Annotated in this window: 27 protein-coding genes; 2 read left to right on the forward strand and 25 right to left on the reverse strand. The window is 38.6% G+C overall.

The features are described from left to right. Positions 1 to 29: 29 nt before the first annotated feature. From O3793_RS07035 to O3793_RS07110, 16 genes are all read right to left on the reverse strand, one after another. Positions 30 to 395, reverse strand: a complete 366-nt coding sequence (locus tag O3793_RS07035; RefSeq protein ID WP_371446404.1) for a glycine cleavage system protein H — start codon at positions 393 to 395, stop codon at positions 30 to 32. A 1-nt stretch (position 396) separates the two neighbouring features. After that, positions 397 to 750: an arsenate reductase family protein gene (locus O3793_RS07040; RefSeq protein WP_371446405.1), complete on the reverse strand. Its 354-nt coding sequence runs from the start codon at positions 748 to 750 to the stop codon at positions 397 to 399. Continuing rightward, positions 747 to 1,994 carry an FtsW/RodA/SpoVE family cell cycle protein gene (locus O3793_RS07045; protein WP_371446406.1) on the reverse strand — a complete coding sequence of 416 codons (1,248 nt, stop codon included), beginning with the start codon at positions 1,992 to 1,994 and terminating at the stop codon, positions 747 to 749. Before O3793_RS07045 ends, O3793_RS07040 begins: the two co-directional genes overlap by 4 nt. Further along, on the reverse strand, positions 1,969 to 2,850 hold the full coding sequence (locus O3793_RS07050; RefSeq protein ID WP_371446407.1) for a YihY/virulence factor BrkB family protein: 882 nt from the start codon (positions 2,848 to 2,850) through the stop codon (positions 1,969 to 1,971). Before O3793_RS07050 ends, O3793_RS07045 begins: the two co-directional genes overlap by 26 nt. 230 nt (positions 2,851 to 3,080) lie before the next feature. Further along, positions 3,081 to 4,439 (reverse strand): FAD-dependent oxidoreductase, encoded by a 1,359-nt coding sequence (locus O3793_RS07055; protein ID WP_048709539.1) that lies wholly within the window; start codon positions 4,437 to 4,439, stop codon positions 3,081 to 3,083. A gap of 268 nt (positions 4,440 to 4,707) precedes the next feature. Beyond that, positions 4,708 to 6,039 carry a DUF2130 domain-containing protein gene (locus O3793_RS07060; protein WP_371446408.1) on the reverse strand — a complete coding sequence of 444 codons (1,332 nt, stop codon included), beginning with the start codon at positions 6,037 to 6,039 and terminating at the stop codon, positions 4,708 to 4,710. A 156-nt stretch (positions 6,040 to 6,195) separates the two neighbouring features. Then, a complete protein-coding gene (locus O3793_RS07065) occupies positions 6,196 to 6,537 on the reverse strand; it encodes a thioredoxin domain-containing protein (RefSeq protein WP_048710993.1) in 342 nt (113 codons plus the stop codon). Positions 6,538 to 6,600: 63 nt separating this feature from the next. Then, entirely contained in the window at positions 6,601 to 6,813 is a 213-nt protein-coding gene (locus O3793_RS07070; protein ID WP_285252049.1) for a hypothetical protein, read from the reverse strand. A 9-nt stretch (positions 6,814 to 6,822) separates the two neighbouring features. Further along, positions 6,823 to 7,344, reverse strand: coding sequence for a cysteine hydrolase family protein (locus tag O3793_RS07075; RefSeq protein WP_371446409.1), 522 nt, complete (start codon positions 7,342 to 7,344; stop codon positions 6,823 to 6,825). 10 nt (positions 7,345 to 7,354) lie between these two features. Beyond that, a complete protein-coding gene (locus tag O3793_RS07080; RefSeq protein ID WP_371446410.1) occupies positions 7,355 to 8,014 on the reverse strand; it encodes a YoaK family protein in 660 nt (219 codons plus the stop codon). Positions 8,015 to 8,019: 5 nt separating this feature from the next. Continuing rightward, positions 8,020 to 8,301: a DUF1294 domain-containing protein gene (locus tag O3793_RS07085; RefSeq protein ID WP_371446411.1), complete on the reverse strand. Its 282-nt coding sequence runs from the start codon at positions 8,299 to 8,301 to the stop codon at positions 8,020 to 8,022. Continuing rightward, positions 8,301 to 8,564 carry a glutaredoxin gene (locus tag O3793_RS07090; protein WP_371446412.1) on the reverse strand — a complete coding sequence of 88 codons (264 nt, stop codon included), beginning with the start codon at positions 8,562 to 8,564 and terminating at the stop codon, positions 8,301 to 8,303. Before O3793_RS07090 ends, O3793_RS07085 begins: the two co-directional genes overlap by 1 nt. Before the next feature lie 12 nt (positions 8,565 to 8,576). Further along, positions 8,577 to 9,020: a ribonuclease HI family protein gene (locus O3793_RS07095; protein WP_371446413.1), complete on the reverse strand. Its 444-nt coding sequence runs from the start codon at positions 9,018 to 9,020 to the stop codon at positions 8,577 to 8,579. After that, the gene (locus O3793_RS07100; RefSeq protein WP_371446414.1) at positions 8,977 to 9,189 is read right to left on the reverse strand and encodes a cold-shock protein; all 213 of its coding nucleotides are present in this window, start codon (positions 9,187 to 9,189) and stop codon (positions 8,977 to 8,979) included. Before O3793_RS07100 ends, O3793_RS07095 begins: the two co-directional genes overlap by 44 nt. Before the next feature lie 58 nt (positions 9,190 to 9,247). Further along, positions 9,248 to 10,141, reverse strand: coding sequence for a hypothetical protein (locus O3793_RS07105; RefSeq protein ID WP_371446415.1), 894 nt, complete (start codon positions 10,139 to 10,141; stop codon positions 9,248 to 9,250). A gap of 104 nt (positions 10,142 to 10,245) precedes the next feature. Further along, a complete protein-coding gene (locus O3793_RS07110) occupies positions 10,246 to 10,590 on the reverse strand; it encodes a hypothetical protein (protein WP_048783211.1) in 345 nt (114 codons plus the stop codon). 263 nt (positions 10,591 to 10,853) lie between these two features. On the opposite strand from O3793_RS07110, the gene O3793_RS07115 reads away from it, so the two are divergent. Next, positions 10,854 to 11,129, forward strand: a complete 276-nt coding sequence (locus O3793_RS07115) for a hypothetical protein (RefSeq protein WP_048710985.1) — start codon at positions 10,854 to 10,856, stop codon at positions 11,127 to 11,129. Positions 11,130 to 11,195: 66 nt separating this feature from the next. Here the strand turns inward: O3793_RS07115 and O3793_RS07120 are convergent, their stop codons facing one another. The 9 genes from O3793_RS07120 to rpsP all read right to left on the reverse strand — a co-directional run bounded on the left by O3793_RS07120 (position 11,196) and on the right by rpsP (position 18,190). Continuing rightward, a complete protein-coding gene (locus O3793_RS07120) occupies positions 11,196 to 13,193 on the reverse strand; it encodes a heavy metal translocating P-type ATPase (protein WP_371446416.1) in 1,998 nt (665 codons plus the stop codon). Positions 13,194 to 13,334: 141 nt separating this feature from the next. Further along, positions 13,335 to 13,682, reverse strand: a complete 348-nt coding sequence (gene rplS, locus O3793_RS07125; RefSeq protein WP_048784034.1) for a 50S ribosomal protein L19 — start codon at positions 13,680 to 13,682, stop codon at positions 13,335 to 13,337. Positions 13,683 to 13,848: 166 nt separating this feature from the next. Continuing rightward, entirely contained in the window at positions 13,849 to 14,196 is a 348-nt protein-coding gene (locus tag O3793_RS07130) for an ArsR/SmtB family transcription factor (protein WP_371446417.1), read from the reverse strand. Continuing rightward, positions 14,197 to 14,937 (reverse strand): tRNA (guanosine(37)-N1)-methyltransferase TrmD, encoded by a 741-nt coding sequence (gene trmD / locus O3793_RS07135; RefSeq protein ID WP_371446418.1) that lies wholly within the window; start codon positions 14,935 to 14,937, stop codon positions 14,197 to 14,199. Position 14,938: 1 nt separating this feature from the next. Beyond that, positions 14,939 to 15,454, reverse strand: coding sequence for a ribosome maturation factor RimM (gene rimM, locus O3793_RS07140; RefSeq protein WP_005606733.1), 516 nt, complete (start codon positions 15,452 to 15,454; stop codon positions 14,939 to 14,941). Between the two features lie 12 nt (positions 15,455 to 15,466). Next, positions 15,467 to 15,808, reverse strand: coding sequence for a hypothetical protein (locus O3793_RS07145; protein WP_371446419.1), 342 nt, complete (start codon positions 15,806 to 15,808; stop codon positions 15,467 to 15,469). After that, positions 15,808 to 17,100 carry a DUF1576 domain-containing protein gene (locus tag O3793_RS07150; protein ID WP_371446420.1) on the reverse strand — a complete coding sequence of 431 codons (1,293 nt, stop codon included), beginning with the start codon at positions 17,098 to 17,100 and terminating at the stop codon, positions 15,808 to 15,810. The genes O3793_RS07145 and O3793_RS07150 overlap by 1 nt, the downstream gene beginning before the upstream one ends. 532 nt (positions 17,101 to 17,632) lie before the next feature. Next, positions 17,633 to 17,878: a KH domain-containing protein gene (locus tag O3793_RS07155; RefSeq protein WP_048711554.1), complete on the reverse strand. Its 246-nt coding sequence runs from the start codon at positions 17,876 to 17,878 to the stop codon at positions 17,633 to 17,635. Positions 17,879 to 17,917: 39 nt separating this feature from the next. Next, the gene (gene rpsP, locus O3793_RS07160; RefSeq protein ID WP_048711556.1) at positions 17,918 to 18,190 is read right to left on the reverse strand and encodes a 30S ribosomal protein S16; all 273 of its coding nucleotides are present in this window, start codon (positions 18,188 to 18,190) and stop codon (positions 17,918 to 17,920) included. Between the two features lie 201 nt (positions 18,191 to 18,391). Here rpsP and O3793_RS07165 point away from each other — a divergent pair, with 201 nt between their 5' ends. After that, positions 18,392 to 20,926 carry a transglycosylase domain-containing protein gene (locus O3793_RS07165; protein WP_371446421.1) on the forward strand — a complete coding sequence of 845 codons (2,535 nt, stop codon included), beginning with the start codon at positions 18,392 to 18,394 and terminating at the stop codon, positions 20,924 to 20,926. Position 20,927 lies beyond the last annotated feature (1 nt).

A 20,927-nucleotide genomic window follows, 5' to 3' on the forward strand; every position in this document is an offset into this window, starting at 1 on the left:
TGAGAACTCGTAGTTTTCTTTTTTATCTTTTATTTCACTTCACATTGTTCACATGGAAGGTCTTCGTCTAATAAAGCGTTAAATTCCACTTCGTCTACTCCATTTAAACGAACAATCCAGTTTTTCTCTTCTTCTAATTCATTTAAGAACTCTGGATTCTCTTCTAATTCATCATGGAAAGCCACGACTGTTCCGCTCAGTGGAGATAGTAATTCCGTCACTGCCTTTGCAGCTTCGACACTAATAATCGAATCTTCTGGAGTAACAGATTCACTCTTTAGTAATTCCACAAAGCTCACATCTCCAAGGTCATCTTGTCCTTTTGGCGAAAGACCAATCACATATTCTGACCCGTCTTGTTTAATCCATAATCCATTTTCACTATATTTCTTCATCTTATCTCTTCCATTTCTCTTCGTAAACTTCTTCTTTAAAACCAAATGTAGCTTCCCCATTATCCAACACAAGTGGACGTTTGATGAGCATGCCGTTGCTTGCCAATAGTTTTGCAGCTTCTTCATCACTCATTGTAGGGAGTTTATCTTTTAGGCCAAGTGAGCGATACAATTCGCCACTCGTATTGGCCATTTTCTTCCACTCTAAATTTTGAGCCTTTTTAATTTTCAATAGTTCTTTGGCAGTTGGTGGAGTTTCACGAATATCTTTTTGTTCAAAGGTTACATCATTTAACTCGAACCATTTTAACGCCTTTTTACAAGTCGTACATTTTGGGTGAATATAAACAATCATTTTCCATCCTCCTGACGTAAACGTAACATTGTCGCATCTTGGTGGTTGGCACCAAATGCTGAATCTTCATCTTCAAAAATCGTACTCTTGAAGTGATAACGCATTGACATAATAAGTCCAATCCCCATCATATTCCCAAGCAAGCTTGAACCCCCTTGAGAAATAAACGGCAACGGAATCCCCGTCAATGGTAATAGTCCAATCGTCATCCCGATATTTTCAACCACGTGGAATAAAATCATCATGATAACGCCGGTTGCGATATACGTATAAAACTCATTTTTCGTATCGAAGCAGACACGAATCATTTGATAAATCAAGATAAAGTAAATCGCGATTAAGAATGTACCACCTAAGAATCCGAAGTTTTCCCCGATTGTCGCAAAGATTAAGTCAGACTCACGAACGGGTACATATACATCAGATACACCAAAACCTTTACCAAGCATTTTCCCTGAACCAATCGCCTTCAAACTTTGGAATAATTGGTATCCATTTCCACCTTGGTCGCCGTATGGATCTAACCATGAATCGATACGCGCGAATTGGTAGTTCTTAAAGCCGATGTTTAATAGGATTTGACGGTTATACACTACTAAGTAAATAAGGAGTGCGCCGATTAATCCTGCTACAATAATAATTGGAAGTAAGATTTTCCAGCTAATCCCTGACATAATCAGAACGCCACCCAAAATCATTAAGAATACAAGTGTTGTCCCTAAGTCATTTTGCAAAATAACGAGTACTAACGCTGGCGCTGCCCATAAAATTAATTTTACGAATAATTGCCAGTCCGTATGTGTACTCTTATACTTCGTCTTCATATTATGCGAAGTCGCGACTTTGGCTAAAATCAAAATATAGAAGATTTTCACCACTTCGGAAGGCTGGAAGGAGAAGGTCCCAAATCTGAACCAACTCTTCGCCCCTGTATCCGCAAATGTTGCTCGGTCATAGAAGAACAGAACGGCCAGTAACATAAGGAGTCCTAAAATATAACCCCAAGTTGTTAGTTTCCATAACTGCTCCGAGTCAAATTGCATAATCACAATGATTGCGACAACCCCTACCACGTACCAAACGACTTGCATCAGTACCATTCTTAAAGAGGTGTTTCCACTAATCAAATAAGTTGTTGAGAATAAAGTTGCAATACTAATAAATGCTAATAATAATACAGGAAGGATGACGCCATAATCGATTCGTGAATCTTTATCGTCATACATTAAGTTCTTCTTTTTCATCCGTTACTCCTTCAGTGTCTTGTTTTGGGTGTCTAAAGCGGTAAACAATCACGTTCAACACGCCCCCTAAAATCATTACATTGGCAATAAAATACAGCCAAATCATAAATACAATCAATGTTCCAAACGCTCCATTGGCCGTAAAATTGCGACCCGCGTAATGAATATAAATCGAGAATAATTGCGAAATCAATACAAATCCAATTGTCGTGAATAAGCCTCCTGGAAAAGCATACAGGAATGACCATTTCACATTAGGAATTGAATAGTACATGAAACTCATGAGTAAAAAGACGGTCCCAAATAAGAGCCCCCATTTTACAAATGAAAGATCTAAAATAATCGATGCTAAATTGAGCGAGAAGAATTCTGCAACTAATCGTAACACTTGCTCACCAAAGATGAAGACAATCGACACAGCAAATACGATTAAAATAGCTGCCATCGCAATGACAATGGCAAAGAATCGTTCAAAAATAAAGTTTCTTCTCACCGGTGCGCCATATAAAACATTTAACGAGCGCTGAATACTACTAAACATCTGAGACGCTGGCCAGAATAAAATCACCAAACCGATAGAAAGCGCGCCCCCGTTGAAGTTTCCTAAGTAATTCCGAAGAATTGGGAATAGGACTTCAGTAATGTTGCCCGGTAAAATCGTTGCTAGTGTTTTAAAAATCACATCAATAGGAATTGGTAATAATGGAAGAATATTGGCAACCAGCATGACCATTGGAATGACAGACAATAACATATAGTATGCCATCGCTGCGGATTCAACGCCAATATTCACATGCATTAAATCTTCTTGAAAAATTTGCCAAAGCTTTGTTCCAAATTTTTTCAGTCGTTGCACGACCTTCCTCCCCTTTCCTATAAACCCTAGACACAATACTCTTATTATATCCTATTTATTGTATCATAATTGCCTACTTTTTTCTTGTTGAAAGAAGTGATTTTTACCCTTTCTAAAAAATTAACGACTCCTCTTCGCCAAAAAAAAATCTCAAGATTCACTTATAAGTAAATCTTGAGATTCAGACATCAAAAAAAGAGGATGCAAGCATCCCCCTTTTCTAAAAGTTATTATTTACCTTCTGCTAATACGCGTTCTTGTTCAACAGCAGCTTGTCCTAAGATGTTTAAGTAGTTCCATGGACGGTCGAATACTGGTTGGAAGAAGAAGTCTACATAAGCTAAGTCTTCGATTGTCATTTTGTTTTGGATTGCTAATGACAATGTGTTTGCAGAAGCTGTACAGTCGTATTTAGACATTACTTGTCCACCTACGATACGGTTTGTACCTACTTCGTAAACTAATTTCATGTAGATTTTTTCGTATGTTGGCATGAATTCTGGACGGTGGTTATCTACCACGTATACAGAACGTACATCTAATCCAAAGTGAGGTGCGCTACCTACGTTAACCCCAGTTGAACCAATGTTCCATCCGAATAAGTGTAATCCTGATGTTGATTGAGTTCCACGGTATTTCACTTTGTGACCGTTGATGTTTTTACCTACTAATGAACCCATACGTACAGCGTTAGTTGCTAATGGAATGTATGCATGTCCTTCGTTAGGGTTGTAGTTAACAGCACAGCTGTCTCCTGCAGCATATACATCTTTAACAGATGTTTCCATGTAGTCGTTAACGATGATTGCACCGTTAGGCATAGTTTCTAATTGGTCTTTCACTAAGTCGTTGTTTGGACGGAAACCAACACATAAGATAACCATGTCAGCTTCGTATTCGCCACCTGAAGTTACAACTTTGTTTACAACGCCGTTTTCGCCTTCGAATGATTTAACCATTTCGTTTAAGCGAACTTGTACGCCACGTGCACGTAAGTCTTCTTCTAAGATGTCAGTGAATTCTGGGTCTAAGTATTTGTTTAAGATACGGTCTAAACCGTCTACTAATGTTACTTCTTTACCTTCTAAAGCAAATGCTTCTACTAATTCGATACCGATGTATCCACCACCGACAACAACGATTTTCTTCTTGTCGTTTTTCTTAGCAAAGATTTCTTTTGCTTGGTTGTAGTTTTTACATAATTGAACGTTTTCTAATTCACGTCCTGGAATTGGAGGAAGAATTGGCCATGATCCAGTTGTAAGAACTAATTTGTCAAATGAATCAGTCTTTTCTTCGCCTGTCTTTAAGTCTTTTACTGTTAATGTTTTACCAACAGTATCGATGCTTGTTACATCGTGTTCCATACGAACAGTAGCTCCTAATGAAGCTAATTCTTCTGGACTAGAATAGAATAGTCCTTGAGGGTCTTTAACAACTCCTCCTACGTATAAGGCAATCCCACAAGATAAGAATGAAACATTATCATTTCTTTCGTATACAACGACTTCTGTTCCTGGATTGTCATTTAAAATTGTTTTAACTGCAGCAGTACCCGCATGAGTACATCCAACTACTACAACTTTCATGTATTTTCCTCCTATAAACCTGTTTGTTTATTTGTGCTAGATAAGAATTATTATTATCTATACCTCTATATGGTACACATTACACCCTAAAAAAGCAAACGATATCATTTGGTGAAAATGTTAATTTTTTCTCGTTTTTTCAATCATTTCCAACTGTTCATTATCGGTGGCCATTTTCACGTTTCTTTATTCTAAATGAGAACAGTTATCGTTATTTCATCATTAAAAAAAACTCTACTCCGTATTACTACGGAATAGAGCTTTGTATTTAGGATTCGTCCGAGTTTAGCTCTTCAAAGCGTTGTTTCATCGTCGGATTGTTCTTCACGAGTTTCTTCACGGTTAGGTCTTCCGCTTTATTATTGGCTAGGCGTAAATTATTTTCAGAAGAAAGCAATGCGGCTTTTGTCTTCTCCAGACTCTTAATCGTCTTGTCGATTTCATCAATGGCCGATTGGAATTTCTTACTTGCAAGTTCATAATTACGCGCAAATCCTTTTTTGAAGGTCTCAAGGTCTTCTTCAAAATGCGTAATATCAATATGTTGGTCACGCATCAAGGCTAACTCTTGTTTATATTGCAACGAATTTAATGCGGCATTACGAAGCAAAGTAATGATTGGAATAAAGAACTGTGGACGCACCACATACATTTTCGGATATTGGTAGGACACATCTACAATCCCTGTATTATAGAGTTCATTATCCGCTTCAAGTAAGCTCACGAGAATTGCGTATTCGCATTGTTTTTCATGACGGTCTTTATCCAACTCTTTAAAGAAGTGTTCGTTTTTCTTCTTCGTTGCTGTCTCGTCATTTTCGTTTTTCATTTCAAACATGATGGATAGAATTTCAATGCCATTCTCATCATATTCACGGTAGATATAGTCACCCTTGCTTCCCGTTTTGGCATCATTGTCCTTGCCAAATTCTGCGCGCGGGAATGCGGTCATGCGAAGACGATTAAATTCGATTTCGCAATGTTGTTCAAGGCTTTCTCCCACCATCTTCGTTGATTGTTTCGCCTTGAAATCTTTATAGAACGCAATCGCTTCGTCTTTTGCCTTTAACTCTAATTCGAATTGGTCTTTCTTTGAACGTAATTCTAATTCGTATTTTTCTTTTAGGGCCGTTTGTTGCACTTCTTGTTCTTTTTGTTGTAACTCTTTTTCTTGTTTCAATTCAAGAATCGTACGTTCTTTCGCGTGTAAATCTTCTTGGAATTTTTGTGACAATTCTACTTCTTTGAATTGGAGTTGTTGTTTTAATTGGTCCAATTCTGCTTGGAGTGCACTAAATTCTTTCTCTTTTTGATGGAGTGCTTCTTGCACATTCTTTTCTTCTTTAACATCCGCATTCTTCAATGCTAATTCAAGCGAAAGAATCTTCTGTTCAAAGCTGGCACGTTCCTCATCATACAGACGCTTTTCTTGCTCTTTTGCGAGTGCTTTTTCCGTCTCAAATTGTTTCTTCGCAAATTCCAACTGCTTATGAACATCCTCTGCAAATTCCTTATTGCGTACTTGATTCACAATATCTGCATACGAGTTCTCATCAATCGTAAAGACCGTTTGGCAATGTGGACATTTAATTTCGTTCATCGAACCCCTCCTTTTTATTTCTATTTCATTCTATCACAATATCGAATTTGAGCACAGACCCAAAATAGTTCATTACCATATATGGTAATGATTGATTTTTTTGCACGAAAAAACTCTCCGCGAATCACTTTCACGGAGAGTCTCACTTTACATTTATTATCCAATAAAGGCTTTGATTTGTTCCACACTTTGTGATGAGTCACAAACCACACGCACTTCGCCGCCACGAGCAACTAATAAACCAGGTACTGTTGGCATATTGTATTTCGCACGGAAAGCTGCTAACGCTTCGTTAGCTCTGTCTTCTGAATTGATGAAGTACATTTCTTTTCCTAATGCTTCACGCACTTCGTTAATTTTTGGAGCAAAGCGACGGCAGTATGGGCAAGTTGGACGTCCTACGAAAAGAACGACTTCCTTTCCTTCACCGATTAACGCTTCTACTTTCTCAGCTGTTGTTTCCACAAATTGGCTTACATCTTTTGCAAATTGTTCCATGATATCCCTCCGTTCATTTTCCTTCATTATGACAACGAAAAAAGAGTAGCGCAACAAATGTGCCTACTCTTTCTTATCTTTAGGATTGATTTCTTTATATTTTTTACGAATGTATAATAAGCGGCAAATAAACGCTCCTAACATCCCGATGGCAATACCGCCAATGACATTGTCAATAAGCATCCCAATTCCAAATCCGATTGCAATCCCAATCACCATGATAAGATTCAATACGGACATTTCTCTAATTCTGTCTTTTGGATCTTGTTCTCTCATTGCTACCTCCTACTCAACGACGTTAATATGACACATCTTCATGGCGCTTAACGCGTTATCGTGTGACGCTGGCGTTACCCCTGCACAGGCACTTGCAACGACATTCACTGGCACATTCACAAAATGCGCTTTAGCAAGCAGTGCATTACTAATCACACAAATATCTGTACAGATTCCAATGAGTGTAATACTTTCTAAATCTGGCACTTCTTTTTGAATGAGTTCCATTAATTTTTCTGATCCAAATGTTGGTTTTTCAACGCCTTTTGCATGACGACTCTCTAAGGCTTTTTGGATTTGTGGATTTAACTCCCATCCTTTAGACCCTCTCACGCAGTGCACGACTGGCAAGTGACGTCCTTCCTCTGTTTGAAGATAGTCTTCACTATGAGTATCTAGTGTATAAAATACCTTTCCATCGAAATTTTCAATCACCTCAACGGCATGGTCGATAATGGCTACGGCTTCTTTTGAGCCAAGCACTCCATTGACAAAATCATTTTGCATATCCACAACTACTAAAGCTTTCATGTTTTTCCTCCTATTTATGTAAAAATGCTTTACGGAAACTAAAATAATACAATCCAACGAGAATATATCCAATACCTACAGCGATGATTGTTGCTGCCCCAAAGGATTGAAATAGCTGGTATGAAACCGTGACGCCAATTCCAAAGAACAGCATGCTCGTAAAATAAAAGAGCACTTTCCAACGATCCTTAATCTGACCGCGCATCAATCGCCCAAGAACCACTCCAATATCGGTTAAATAGCCTGTAAAGTGAGATGTTCGTACGATAATTCCATGGTAGTAAATAAACATCCCATTTTGTGTTCCGACAACAAACGAGAAGAAATATAACCATTTCTCGTCGCGTAATCCAAACAGAAATAATAGAAGCATCATACTTCCGAACATCATTAATAATACTCCATACCGTTTTGTCGGTTCAAATTTTTTCTTCGAAAACAGAAATCCCGACAAGACGCCGCCACCAGAAAAACAGAGAATCATTCCTAGTAAATGGAGTATTGTCCCCCATTCTTCTTCATTGAAGGACAAAACAAATTGCGTAATATTTCCAGTAAAGTGCGTTGTTGGCGTGAAAAATAGTAATAGTGTGACAACATTGACCATTCCCGCTAACGTACTAAGAAGTGCAATCCAAACATCAAAATAAAAACGTTCTTGTTTCTCCATGAGCCCTACTTTCTAAGCCATAAACTATAATAAAGGATACCCCATATTGCGATATTCAATAGGAACGTCCACATAAAATAGTGTTTTCGCTTTTTATGGTTAAAAATTACTAACCCAAGAAGCCCACCAAAGCCTCCACCAAATAAACCAATCCCAAGAAGTGTTTTTTCCGGAACGCGCCACTTTCTCATGACGGCACAAAGCTTATCAAAGCCCATCAACACAAAAAGCAGCCCATTCATTCCTAAAAAGTACAGTGGAATGACGTTATTCTTTAATTCTTCCACTACTTGGCAAACCTTTCTTCGAGGTCGCTCACTTCAAAAATATACTCTCCACCAGAGACAAGACACGGAATTCCCACCATTCCCTGTTCTTTACGTGGGGTAAATACTTCTTCATTATCTCTTAATCTCAAAAATTCTTTTAAGTTTCTCATACTCGCTGTAATATCCACTTCACGTGCCGTTACGCTCAGTCTTTCCATCGCCGCTTTAAATGGCACAGTATCTGGACATAGACTACTAAAATAGAGTGTTTTTTCGTTCATTTGTTTGCTCCTTTATAGCTTTCCAATCGTTTGTTGGAGGGCTTGTCTTGCTAATTGATCCGCACCCTTATTTTCACTTTCAGGAATCCACTTCACAAATAATTGTGGAAAGTGTTTCACCTGCTTTTGAATTTCCTTTAAAACGATTCGATTTGCTTCTTTTTTCGTATAATTTTTTTCAATCGCATCAGCGGTTACTTTGGAATCGGTATGCATGAAAATCAGTTCTTCTTGGTATCCTTTCTCCAGCAACCAGCCTAATGCCCAATGAATGGCTGTGAATTCCGCTAAATGATTATCCATTTTTTCTTCCACAGGAATCTTAAATGGCATTTGTTCCCCATCTTTCAAAACGAGGACTCCCAACCCTACGTCTCCTGGATTTCCATTCACGGCCGCGTCTGTATAGACTTTAATCATTTTCGACAACGACCACATGCGTCGCTTGAACGCCATGTGCTCCTCTTGTAATTTCGAAAGTCACCTGTTGACCTTCTTTCAACGACTTGAATCCTTCTTGCGCAATTCCTGTGAAATGCACAAAAATATCTTCATCCGTTGTTGTGTTTCGAATAAACCCATACCCTTTTTCGTTGTTAAACCATTTTACGATTCCACTTTCCATGTGAACTCCCCCTTTAATGTACCTTTATTATACTGTGTTTTCTCTCATTACACCGAAACTATGCCTTCAAATGACGAATAAATGTTTCATCATTTTCGTACAGGCTTAATAATAAATTTTCTCGTTGTAGCTGTACCTCTAGCCACTCAGCTCCATCACTGAAATAACGGTCCACAAATGGACTAACGCGAAGAAAATCTGATTGCGCCTTTTGCAATAACAGTTCTTTCATCTCTTCTTCTAGAGCATTTTGCGTATCAATCAGTCGTTCAATTTCTACAAATACTGGATGATCATAGACCGAAACCACTTCTGATTGATCGACTTCGACCACCTTTTCGATAAACGCATCATAGTAGCGAATCTTTGAAATTTTCCCATCCGTTAACCAACATTCTATTAAGAATCCTTTCCAAAACAGTTGTGTCAAAGGGCTCATAAGAAACGATTCGATAACAGTCCATTTCAATGGTGTTTGCATCAACATCAAGGTTGTTGCCATATAGTCATTCTGCTCTTCGGTCAATGGCTCGTCTTTTTTCAAACGAGCACTTAATTGTTGAAGCTTCTCGACTTCTTCCTGAGTGAAACGATTCTTTTCCTTCTCGCAAAGCAGTGTACACTCAAGAACCTTATCCATTCCCAGTGCTGCAATCACATTTTCGTGAACCAGCCAAGCCTCAACTTGCTTAAACTGTTCATTTTGAATCGCAACTTTCATTTTCCACATCCAGTAGCTAGATTCACTCGGCAGCTTTAATTGATCTTCTTCGATATAATACGTGAGATCATCCCACCGATTCGCCTTTTCAAGCAATTGGAAAAACTCTTCAATCTCATCGATATACTCATTCTTCTGTACTTTCTCTTCGAAGACATCAATAGCATTCTCTACAAACGTTTCAAATTCTTCTTCTGAAAGTACTTCTAGTTGTTTCTTTTCCTCGCTCATACACGTCTCCCCTGTCTTATACCTTTCTATTATACTTTAAAGGCGGTCAATTAGAAAGCACACAAATAAAAAAGGCTCATGACAATTCGCCATGAACCTAACCTTTATTCTTCCTCTAGTGGTAAAAATTCTACAATATCTTTGAAATTAACAACCGTTCGCGATTCGCAAATATCTTTCATGCAAGTATTAGAAGCATTCCAGTCAATCACAACGATGGCACTATTCGCCAATAATTTATAGATGATTCCAATCATTTCTTGTTCTCTAAAAGTAAATCGAATGCGATTGCCGACTTCCGGACGAATCGATTCTTTTACCTGTAAAATAATACGAACTCCTTCATCATAGGAGACCCCTAACAAATGCGCAATTCTCGATTTGCTCGTCCCTTTTCGAAGTTCCGTTTCCACAGTACTCTTGACATCTTTCGTGACACGTTTCGCCATTGCTTTCGCCTCTTTTCACGCCTGGCCAAAATCCTACACTACACACTCATCAAATTTATTATATCACAATTTGTACCCTCTGTGGGCTAAAATAACTAATTTTCTGATTTAAAGGCTTTTCTTTTATGAAAAAATGACGTCTTTCATAAATAAAATTTGCTTTTAGGCGGCTTTTTCAGGAACTTTTGCTCATTCGTGAACATATATTTGTAAAACGCATACATTTCCACTATACTTTAAATGTAATGAATGGAGGGATTTTAATGTTAGACCAATCAATCACGATTTTAAAATATGAGTACCATATTGCGCCGGGAAGTTATTTCCACGTGGAGACACCTTGGGTAAAGGATGTTAGCGAGATTAAAACGGTCATCATTGATCAAGATAATGTATTTACGAAGATGTTAAGTATTTACCCTAATAACTTCGTAATGTTTTTAGAGCAATTCCCTGAATATAGTATTTACCGGACAAATGTTCCGTTAGAACTTATTCCAACCGGCGATTCATACCGCGTTTGTTTCGATCAAGCGTGATTACAACTGCAAAAAAGCAGAACTTGGACAATCTTATTTCTCTGCGTCCGAGTTCTGCTTTTTCATTTATTCTTCTATTGGTGCGAGTAATCGTAATCCGTTTAAAAGTACTAAAATCGTACTTCCTTCATGTAACACCACTCCCCAGCCGATGTTTGTTAATCCAAAGAAATTAAGGATTAAGAGCATTACAACGACTGACATCGCAAAAATCATATTTTCTAAAATAACGCGGTGTAATTTCTTACTAATCTTATGAGCAGAAACAAGTTTTTGTAAGTCGTTTTTCATAATGACGATATCACTTGTTTCAATTGCAATATCTGTCCCATTTCCCATCGCAATACCGATGTCAGCAGTCGCAAGCGCTGGCGCATCATTCACGCCGTCCCCTACCATCGCTGTTAAGCCATAGCGTTCTTTTTGAGACTCTATCTTTTCTAATTTTTCTTCTGGTAATACATTTGCCACTACTTCTTGAACGCCAAGTTTCATACCAATCATTTCAGCAGTTTCTCTTGAATCCCCTGTAATCATTGTTGTATGCACCATTTGGCTCTTGAAGTAATCGAGTACTGCTTTTGAGGCTTCGTTTGGAAGGTCCATAAACGCCATTAACCCAACAATCGTATTGTCTTTAACAACTGTTACAACCGTCTTGCCTTCGCTTGCCCATTCTTGCATACGAGAAGAAACTTCTGCCGAACGGTTGACGGTATCTAGTGGTTTCATGATTTGGATTTCTTCACCGCTAACAACAGAACGTACTCCTTGTCCTACAAGTACTTCTACTTCAATTTCTTCATCTAAAACTGGTGCTTCACTAAATTTACGAAGTACAGCTTCTGCTAGAGGATGTGTTGATTGTTTTTCCATTGCTACAATAGCAGGAATAATCGCTTCATCTTCAAACCAGTAATCCGTTAAATCAGGAGTTCCTTTTGTTAACGTTCCAGTCTTATCAAATGAAATGACACGTAATTCTTGCAATTGAGAGATGGCTGCTCCACCTTTCGCTAAAATACCCATTTTAGATAAACGAGACATCGCTGCTAAAGTTGCTGGTACTGCACTTGCTGCTAACGCACATGGAGACACCCCAATGAGGTATACCATTCCACGGTAAAGCGTCGTGTTTAAATCCCATCCCATTAAGAAATATCCAAATAATAGGAAAATTGGCCAAATAATTAATACGATATTAACATAAATTGGTTCAATCTTTTGGATAAAGGTTGCTTGTTTATTCATTGAATGTTGCGCATTTTCAACAACCTTCATAATTTTCGCAAAGACAGTATCTGAACTTTCTGCAGTTACTTGCATTTCAAAGCGATTAGAAATATTGACAGTACTTGCAAATACTGAATCGCCTTCTCCTTTTGAACGAGGCATGCTTTCACCTGTAATGGTTGCTTCATCAATCGAAGTTAAGCCTTTTGTAATGACGCCATCGATTGGTACTTGGTCGCCATGTAATACTTCTAATGTATCCCCAATTTTTAAGTCTGTTACTTCAACGACAACGACTTCCCCATTTTCTTGAATAAGGCGAGCTTGCGTTGGATTCATTTGTAATAATGCCGTTAGCGACTTACGGCTTTTCTCTTCTACATATTCTTCAAGGAAGTGAGCTCCTGCAAAAATCAAAATCAGTAAAGCTCCTTCTTCTGCATTCCCAATAAGCACAGCTCCCACAGCCGCAAGCGTCATTAAGATATGCACATTCGGTTGGAACTTCCCTTTCTTTTTACTACGCTCAATCGTATCTTCAATCCCTTCCATTATTACATGGTAACCAGATAAGAATACTGTTAAAACGAATAAAATATTCGAAAACCCGTTCCCCATAAAATGAAGAACCATCCCAATAATGTATAGCACTAGTCCTACAATATAAAAGATGACTGCTTTACTATCATCATGGTCATGACCGTGACCATGTCCATGTTCGTGGTCGTGGTCTTCGTGATGCAAGTAATGATCTTGGCATGTCTCTCCTTCATGAGATTTTTCTTTATTAAATAGATGTTTAATTTTATGAAATTGTTCTTTTAAACCCATGATATCTCTCCTTACTATTTCTTCTTATAGCCATAATACATGAATATCTATTCATATGTCAAGCGATATCTTAGAGTTATTCTAAAAAAATTTTTCGTAAAAAAAGAGACTGGCCAAAGCCAATCTCTTTTGATGTTTCTATTAACGACGACGTTCTTGGATACGTGCTGCTTTACCACGTAAGTTACGTAGGTAGTATAATTTAGCACGACGAACTTTACCGTAACGAACTACTTCGATTTGTGCTACACGTGGAGTGTGTAATGGGAATGTACGTTCCACACCAACACCGTTAGAAACTTTACGTACTGTGTAAGTTTCGCTGATGCCAGCACCACGACGTTTGATAACAACGCCTTCGAAGATTTGGATACGTTCGCGAGTTCCTTCAACAACCTTAGCGTGAACACGTACAGTGTCACCAGGACGGAATGAAGGGATATCTGAACGTAATTGTTCTTGAGTTAATTCTTCGATTAATTTGCTCATGTTTTTTTCTCCTTCCAACAAACATTCATGACTTGGCATTTTTCCAATCAGCGGAATATCGTTATCTCTGAGTGAAGTCTCACTCACTCGAAATATACTAACATACTTGCCTATCAAATGCAAGCAAGATTATCAATTTTTTTGACGTTTTTTCTCTGTCTAAAAACTACGCAGAATGCTCTTCACAACAGTGCTCACTCGCTAAATTATAGAGTTCTAATACATGGTGATCTTCCAAAGAATACCACACGTGTTTTCCGACTTTTTCTGCCTTCACGATATGATGTGCACGCAGCTTTTTCAACTGATGAGAAATCGCAGACTGCTCCATCCCAGTACAGTTCATTAAGTCTTCTACACATAGTGGTTCGCGCTGTGTCAATAACGTAATAATATTGAGTCTTGTTGCATCCCCAAGCAACTTGAAGAGCTGCACCATTTCACTTCGCCCTTCGTCCTTAGACAACAGTGCTTGAAATGCTTTAATTTCTTCTGCATTTAGATGTTCAGCCATCTAGCATCCCTCTTCCTCTTTCACTTCTTGTAGTAACTTTGCTTCCTCTTTTGAAAGTTCATACTTTTCTAGTAAATCCGGTCTTCTTAAATACGTCTTACGAAGCGATTCTTTCATTTGCCACTCCGCAATTTTCGCGTGATTTCCACTAAAGAGGACTTCTGGAACTTCCATTCCTTTATATTCTCTTGGACGTGTATATTGTGGATGTTCTAATAATCCTGTGGAATGTGAATCTCCTACCGCAGACGCATCATTTCCTAATACATCTGGCAAGAGTCGCACCGTTGCATCAATCATTACCGTGGCGGCTAATTCCCCACCTGTTAACACGAAATCTCCAATCGAGTATTCATCCGTCACAAGCGTACGAATACGTTCATCATAGCCTTCATAGTGGCCACAAATAAACACCAGATGCTCTTCCTTCGATAATTCTTCTGCGTCCTTTTGCGTAAAAGTCTTCCCAGCTGGGTCCATTAAAATCACACGTGGCGTCGTCTCAGGAGAACGCTCACGAATCGACGCGAGCGATAAATCAATCGGCTCGACTTTCAGAAGCATCCCGGCTCCACCACCGAATGGATAATCGTCCACATGATTATGTTTATTATTTGAAAACTCACGAAAATCCGTTGTTTCAAATTCGATTTTCCCAGCTTCGATGGCCTTTCCGATAATCGATTGCGTCATCGGTCCTTGTACCATTTCAGGGAATAATGTTAATACATCAATCTTCATCTTAATCGATCAACCCTTCCAATAGATGGATATAAGCTTTCTTTTCTTCTTTATCGACTTTATAAACGACTGGTTCAATAAATGGAATTAAGAGTTCTTTCTTTCCTTTTTGTTTTACAACCCAGACATCATTTGACCCTGGAGAAAGAATTTCGGTGACTTTTCCAAGCACTTCACCTTCATCCGTTACAATTTCCAGTCCGATAATTTCATGGTAGTAAAACTCGTCATCTTCGAGTTCAGTCAACTGTTCTTCGGCTACCTTTAGGAGACATTCTTTGTATTTTTCTACATCTTCGATACGGTTCATTCCTTCGAACGTTAACAAATCAAAGTTTTTATGACGACGATGACTTGCTACTGTCACAAATGTTAGAAACTCTCCATCTTTAAAAATGGCTAATTCTGTTCCTTTTTTATAACGTTCTTCGGCAAAGTCTGTCGTTGAAATCACACGCACTTCCCCACGAAGGCCTTGTGTATTCACGATTTTTCCTACTTTATAAAAAGTTGTCATTCTTCTTCCTCCTTAAAAGAGTCTCTCTACAATAATCTTAAGCGTCTCATCAGTCACTTCAACATCATAATCATCGATACATTGACCGAGCATAAAATAGTTTTTATCACGGTTATGTGTTCCCATTAAAGAACTATACATTGAATCTAATTCTAAGTGTTTTTCAACTGAAAGCCCTGCTTCTAACAAATCTAAGTCTTCTGGTAATTTTGTATATGGCGCTGTACACGTAATAGTCGCTTTTTCATGCGGTACATACACGACATGCGCTGTTACATCATACAATTCATGGTACAAATAATAATCGACCATTTCCTTCACGATACGTTTTACAAAATCCTTTTCTGTTGCCATTATCCCTCAGCCTTTCTTTCCTTGATATCTTGGCGAATACCTTCAAAAATTTCAAAAATTGGTACGAGAACCGCTGCAACGAATCCTCCCGCGAATCCATTGTTGTAGAGGTTTAATCCCCCATGCATTACAACTACGTGGCTTACAAGTGTAATATGAACGAACCCAGCAATCATCCCAGCAACTGGTCCATAATACCCACTGACAGGCGCAAGAGTTGTTCCAAAGATAGCAGCCACGAGTGCGCTCGTAGTTGCTGCGTCGACTCCTGTTAAGTAGCAACCAATCATAATCCCTACTAACACAGGAACCGTATTTTTCACTTGATTCCCGAAGGCTCCAAAGCTCATCGCTCCAATAATACTGCCGACAATCGGACCATTCAGTTGTCCACCATTAATAAGGACATAGCCTAACAGAACGAAGCCCATGATGCTCATATTGAACGTTACCGTTGCAAGGTTTGTCATTTCAACAAAGTCACTTGGCAGACGTCCTGACAGTTTCAAGAGTAATTTAAAATGATATTTTTCTTTCTTTTGAACATGTAGATAGAAGCTTGTCGCTAGCAAAATCAGACATAGTCCAATCAACAGCCCATATAAAATAAGTGGGCTTTCTGTATTCGCAAGCGTCTTTGTTTCTACTTCGATTCCAAATGCATTTAGAAATCCTAGAACGACCATTCCAACGATTCCCGCTGTAAACCCAACGTTATACAAGCTGAACCCTTGATGGAACCCTAAATACTGCGTTGATAATTGGGGCAAGATGAATCCAATAAAGATTCCAAGTACATAGGCAATCAAAATACTAAATCCGCTTGGCAATACTCCTCCAAACGCAAGGAAAGAAACTAATGGTCCTAATGCCGATCCAAACAATCCGACAATAACATAATTTCGATAATTCTGCTTCGTGACTTTTGCATAAATCCAGACACCTAGCATAAACGGAATACTGTTAAAAAGGTTTTTCCCGAAGAAAGAGAATCCCGCAAGCATCCCTAAACTCCCAATCACCGTTCCGTTAACAGGAATTTCTAATTTCTTGTAACTATAAATATTAATCAGAAGCATAATCGCCACATTCAACAGCGTACTTCCAACGGACGCAATTTGCATATAATCCGTAAACAACTGACTTGGCGAAATCAGAATCGTAATCATTCCTTGAAGTAACGATTGTGGCGATTCTAAACAAAATGCTAGCAGCATCAAAATAGTGGATAGGCCAAATAAATAATAATATTGTCGATTCATTTGTTCTTTTAATATCGGCTTTTTCTTCATAAGGTCTTCCCTTCAACTATAATTTTACTCACTTATCATACCAAACTCACGAAAAACAATCAAAAACCCGAGTACTAACAACAATAAAAGAACACTCATTATACCGTATACGGTATAACGAGTGATACCTTATACGGTATCACCCACCTTTTCTTACCCTCTAACTCAACGCAGAAATCCATCTATTGTAGCACCAACAACTTTGAGCACCCATTGAAAGCACACACCCTCTTCTGTCTCTTCCCCCGGCAAAGCCTTGAAGGAAACCAAACTTTTTTTATGATAACTAAACGATGACGGAGAATACTACGGATTTTATACTCACTGTAATGGGGAATCGCATTAAATGCGAATTAGAAGGAGTTAGGAAGAATTCCTTACTCCTTCTTTGAGGCTTTAAAGGCGAGAGACGCTAGACTCGAGCCGGTGCCCTTTTACAGTGAGTATAAAGTAATCCGTAAGGATTCTCCGTTATCGTCGCCCATATTTTATAGCACAAAAAAAGCCTTGGATTTCTCCAAGGCTTCGCCTATTAATCTAGGTTCTCAATACTTAGACGCACACGTTTTGGTCCGCGAGTACGAACACTATAAGTAATCGTACGGATAGCGCGAGCCACACGTCCTTGTTTACCGATCACACGACCGATATCTTGAGGATTCACGCGTAAAGTATATTCCATGAATTCATCTGATTCAGAGACGTCAATACGAACATCATCAGGGAATTCAACTAATGGTTTAACCATTGACAATACTAATTCACTAATCTCTGGCATTCTTTTCACCTCTCCATCGAGTTGTCGACTTTATAGAAATTACTTAGAAAACTTTGATTCGTGGAATTTCTTCATGATACCTTGTTGTGATAACAAGTTACGAACTGTATCAGAAGGTTGCGCACCGTTTGCTAACCATTGTAATGCTAATTCTTCATTGATTGAAACTTCAGCTGGGTTTAATAGTGGGTTGTATGTTCCGATTGTTTCGATGAAACGACCATCACGTGGTGAACGTGAATCAGCTACAACAACACGGTAGAAAGGACTTTTCTTAGAACCCATACGTTTTAAACGAATTTTAACTGCCATAATTTACACCTCCATGTATTAATCTCACAGTTACATAGTTTAGCAGATGAAAAGATGCTTGTAAAGTATTTTCTCTTTACACCTTTAACTTTTTTTAGCAAAAAACGCTCTAAACCCTACTCCCACTAGTAATAAATAGTATTTTTCATCCGTTTTTGATATAATGAACAAAAATATGTTTAAATGAAAAGAGTTGAACTTATGTCAGAACAGAACCAAACTCCAGATTGGCGCGAGGCTCTACTTTCTATTTGGAACAAACCGATTCTTAAAAATATGCGTTTTATTTTTAACATTGCTTATTCAGTCCTTAAAAACATCTTCGTAATCGCTATTCTAGCATTAATGCTCATTGGTGTATTCGGAGGCGGGATTGGACTTGGATATTTTGCAAGTTTGACATCCAATGAAGAACCACTCACTCAAGAACAAATGAGTGACGCCATCGGAAATCTCAACTTAATCTCGAGTTTCTACTATCAAGACGGGACGAAGATTTCAGATGTAAATACAGATGAATTACGTATTGTAAAACCTTTATCAGAAATTTCGCAATATGTAAAAGATGGAATCATCGCAACAGAAGATAGTTCATTCTATGATCATAACGGGATTGTCCCTAAGGCTCTTATCCGTGCCCTCTTACAAGAAGTTGCTTCTTCTGATTCAGGTGCAACGGGTGGATCTACCTTAACACAACAATTAATTAAGCAACAGATTTTAACAAGTGAAGTCACTTTTAAACGTAAAGCTAATGAAATTCTTTACGCATTACGTCTTGAAAAACACTTTACCAAAGACCAAATCTTAGAAGCTTACTTAAACGTTTCTCCGTTTGGACGTAATAATAACGGATTAAACATCGCTGGTATCGAAGAAGCCGCTCAAGGTGTCTTCGGGGTTTCAGCAAAAGATTTAACGTTGCCACAAGCTGCGTATCTTGTTGGGATGCCTCAAAACCCAATTGTTTACACACCGTATACAAACATCGCAACATTAAAAGAAGATGTTTCTGCCGGTGTAGAACGTATGAAGACCGTTCTCTTCAGTATGTATCGTGAAAACAAAATTACTAAAGAACAATACGAAGAAGCTCTTGCGTATGATATTACGAAGGATTTCCTTCCACCAAAAGAGCTCACATCAAACCGTCAATCTTACTTATATCAAGCTGTTCATCGTGAAGCGGTGAAAGTCTTAATGAAAAAAGCAGCTGAGAAAAACAAATTAACGTATAACGATGTTAAAAACGACTCAGAATTATATAGTAAATACTATGACGAAGCTGAGCGTGAATTAAGCTCTTCTGGTTATAAAATCACGTCTACAGTTGATCAGAAAGTCTACGATGCCATGCAAAAAGCAATCGCAGAACACGGCGACTTAATTGGACCAACTTATAACACACAATACGTTGACCAAAGTTCAGGTGAAACAAAAACTCAAAAAGAACCAGCTCAAAATGGTGCTGTCTTAATTGAAAACAAAACAGGTCGTATTCTTGGATTCGTCGCAGGTCGTGACTTTGAAGCCAACCAAGTGGACCACGCGTTCTCAACACACCGCTCTCCTGGTTCAACCATCAAACCAATCTTGGTGTACGCGCCAGCGATTGAAAACAACTTGATTTACCCAGCAAGTGTCGTTCCGGATACGAAAATCAGTATCGCACAAGGAAACGGAACTTACTGGCAACCAACCAACTATGGTAACTCAATTACGAACCAATTCTTAACGGTTCGTTACGCACTGTTCAAATCATTAAACAACCCAGTAATTAAGATTTACCAAGCAATGCTTCAAAAAGGCATTAACGCTGGTGAATACTTGAAGAAAATGGGAATCACTGAAGGTATCGGTGAAGATGAATATCAAAATATCGCCCTTTCAATCGGTGGTACGAGAACAGGTCCTTCTGTAAGAGAACAAACAAGTGCCTTCTCAACACTGGCTAATGGCGGTGAACACCACGAATCATACTTAATCGAAAAGATTGAAGACTCTCGTGGAAATGTGATTTACCAACACGAAGATAAATCAGAGCGCGTCTTCTCAGATGCAACAGCGTTCTTAACAACCAACATGTTACAAGATATCGCAAGCTCTACTATCTTCTATAACATTAAAGGAAATATGGGATTCAGTTCTGATTTAGCTGGTAAAACAGGTACTTCAGAAAACGAGATTGATAACTGGTTTGTAGCTTACACTCCAACAGTTACTCTTGGTTCATGGATCGGATATGACAACTTCTATAACGCTCGATACGCGATTACTGGTGGCGACGGATACGGCGAACCAACGATGCGTAGTCAACGTCAATGGACGAACTTGATGAGAGCTGCATACGAAGCAAACCCTGAATTGATTGGTAAAGAAACAAGCTTTACGCAACCAGACTCTGTATATCGTGATTCTGTTGTATCAACAACTGGTACAAAAGCAGGTTCATTTAAAGCAGAAAATGGTGGTACGTACTCGATTGGCGGTTCAATGACTACTGATTGGTTCAAGAAGGATTTCCCTCCTATGAATCCAAAATACGACTTTATGGTAGGTGCAACTCCAGAAGAATTAAATCGATTCTGGAATAAATCTTCATCTTCTAGCGATAAGAAAAAAGAAGAGGAGAAAAAGAAAGAAGAAAAGAAACCTGAGACAACTCAAGCACCAACAACTCAAGCGCCAGCAACTCAGGCGCCTACCCCTCAACCTCAAACAACAAAAGCACGTTAAT

Origin of the sequence: Granulicatella sp. 20925_1_28 (assembly GCF_041433575.1) — a bacterium.
Classification (GTDB): domain Bacteria; phylum Bacillota; class Bacilli; order Lactobacillales; family Aerococcaceae; genus Granulicatella.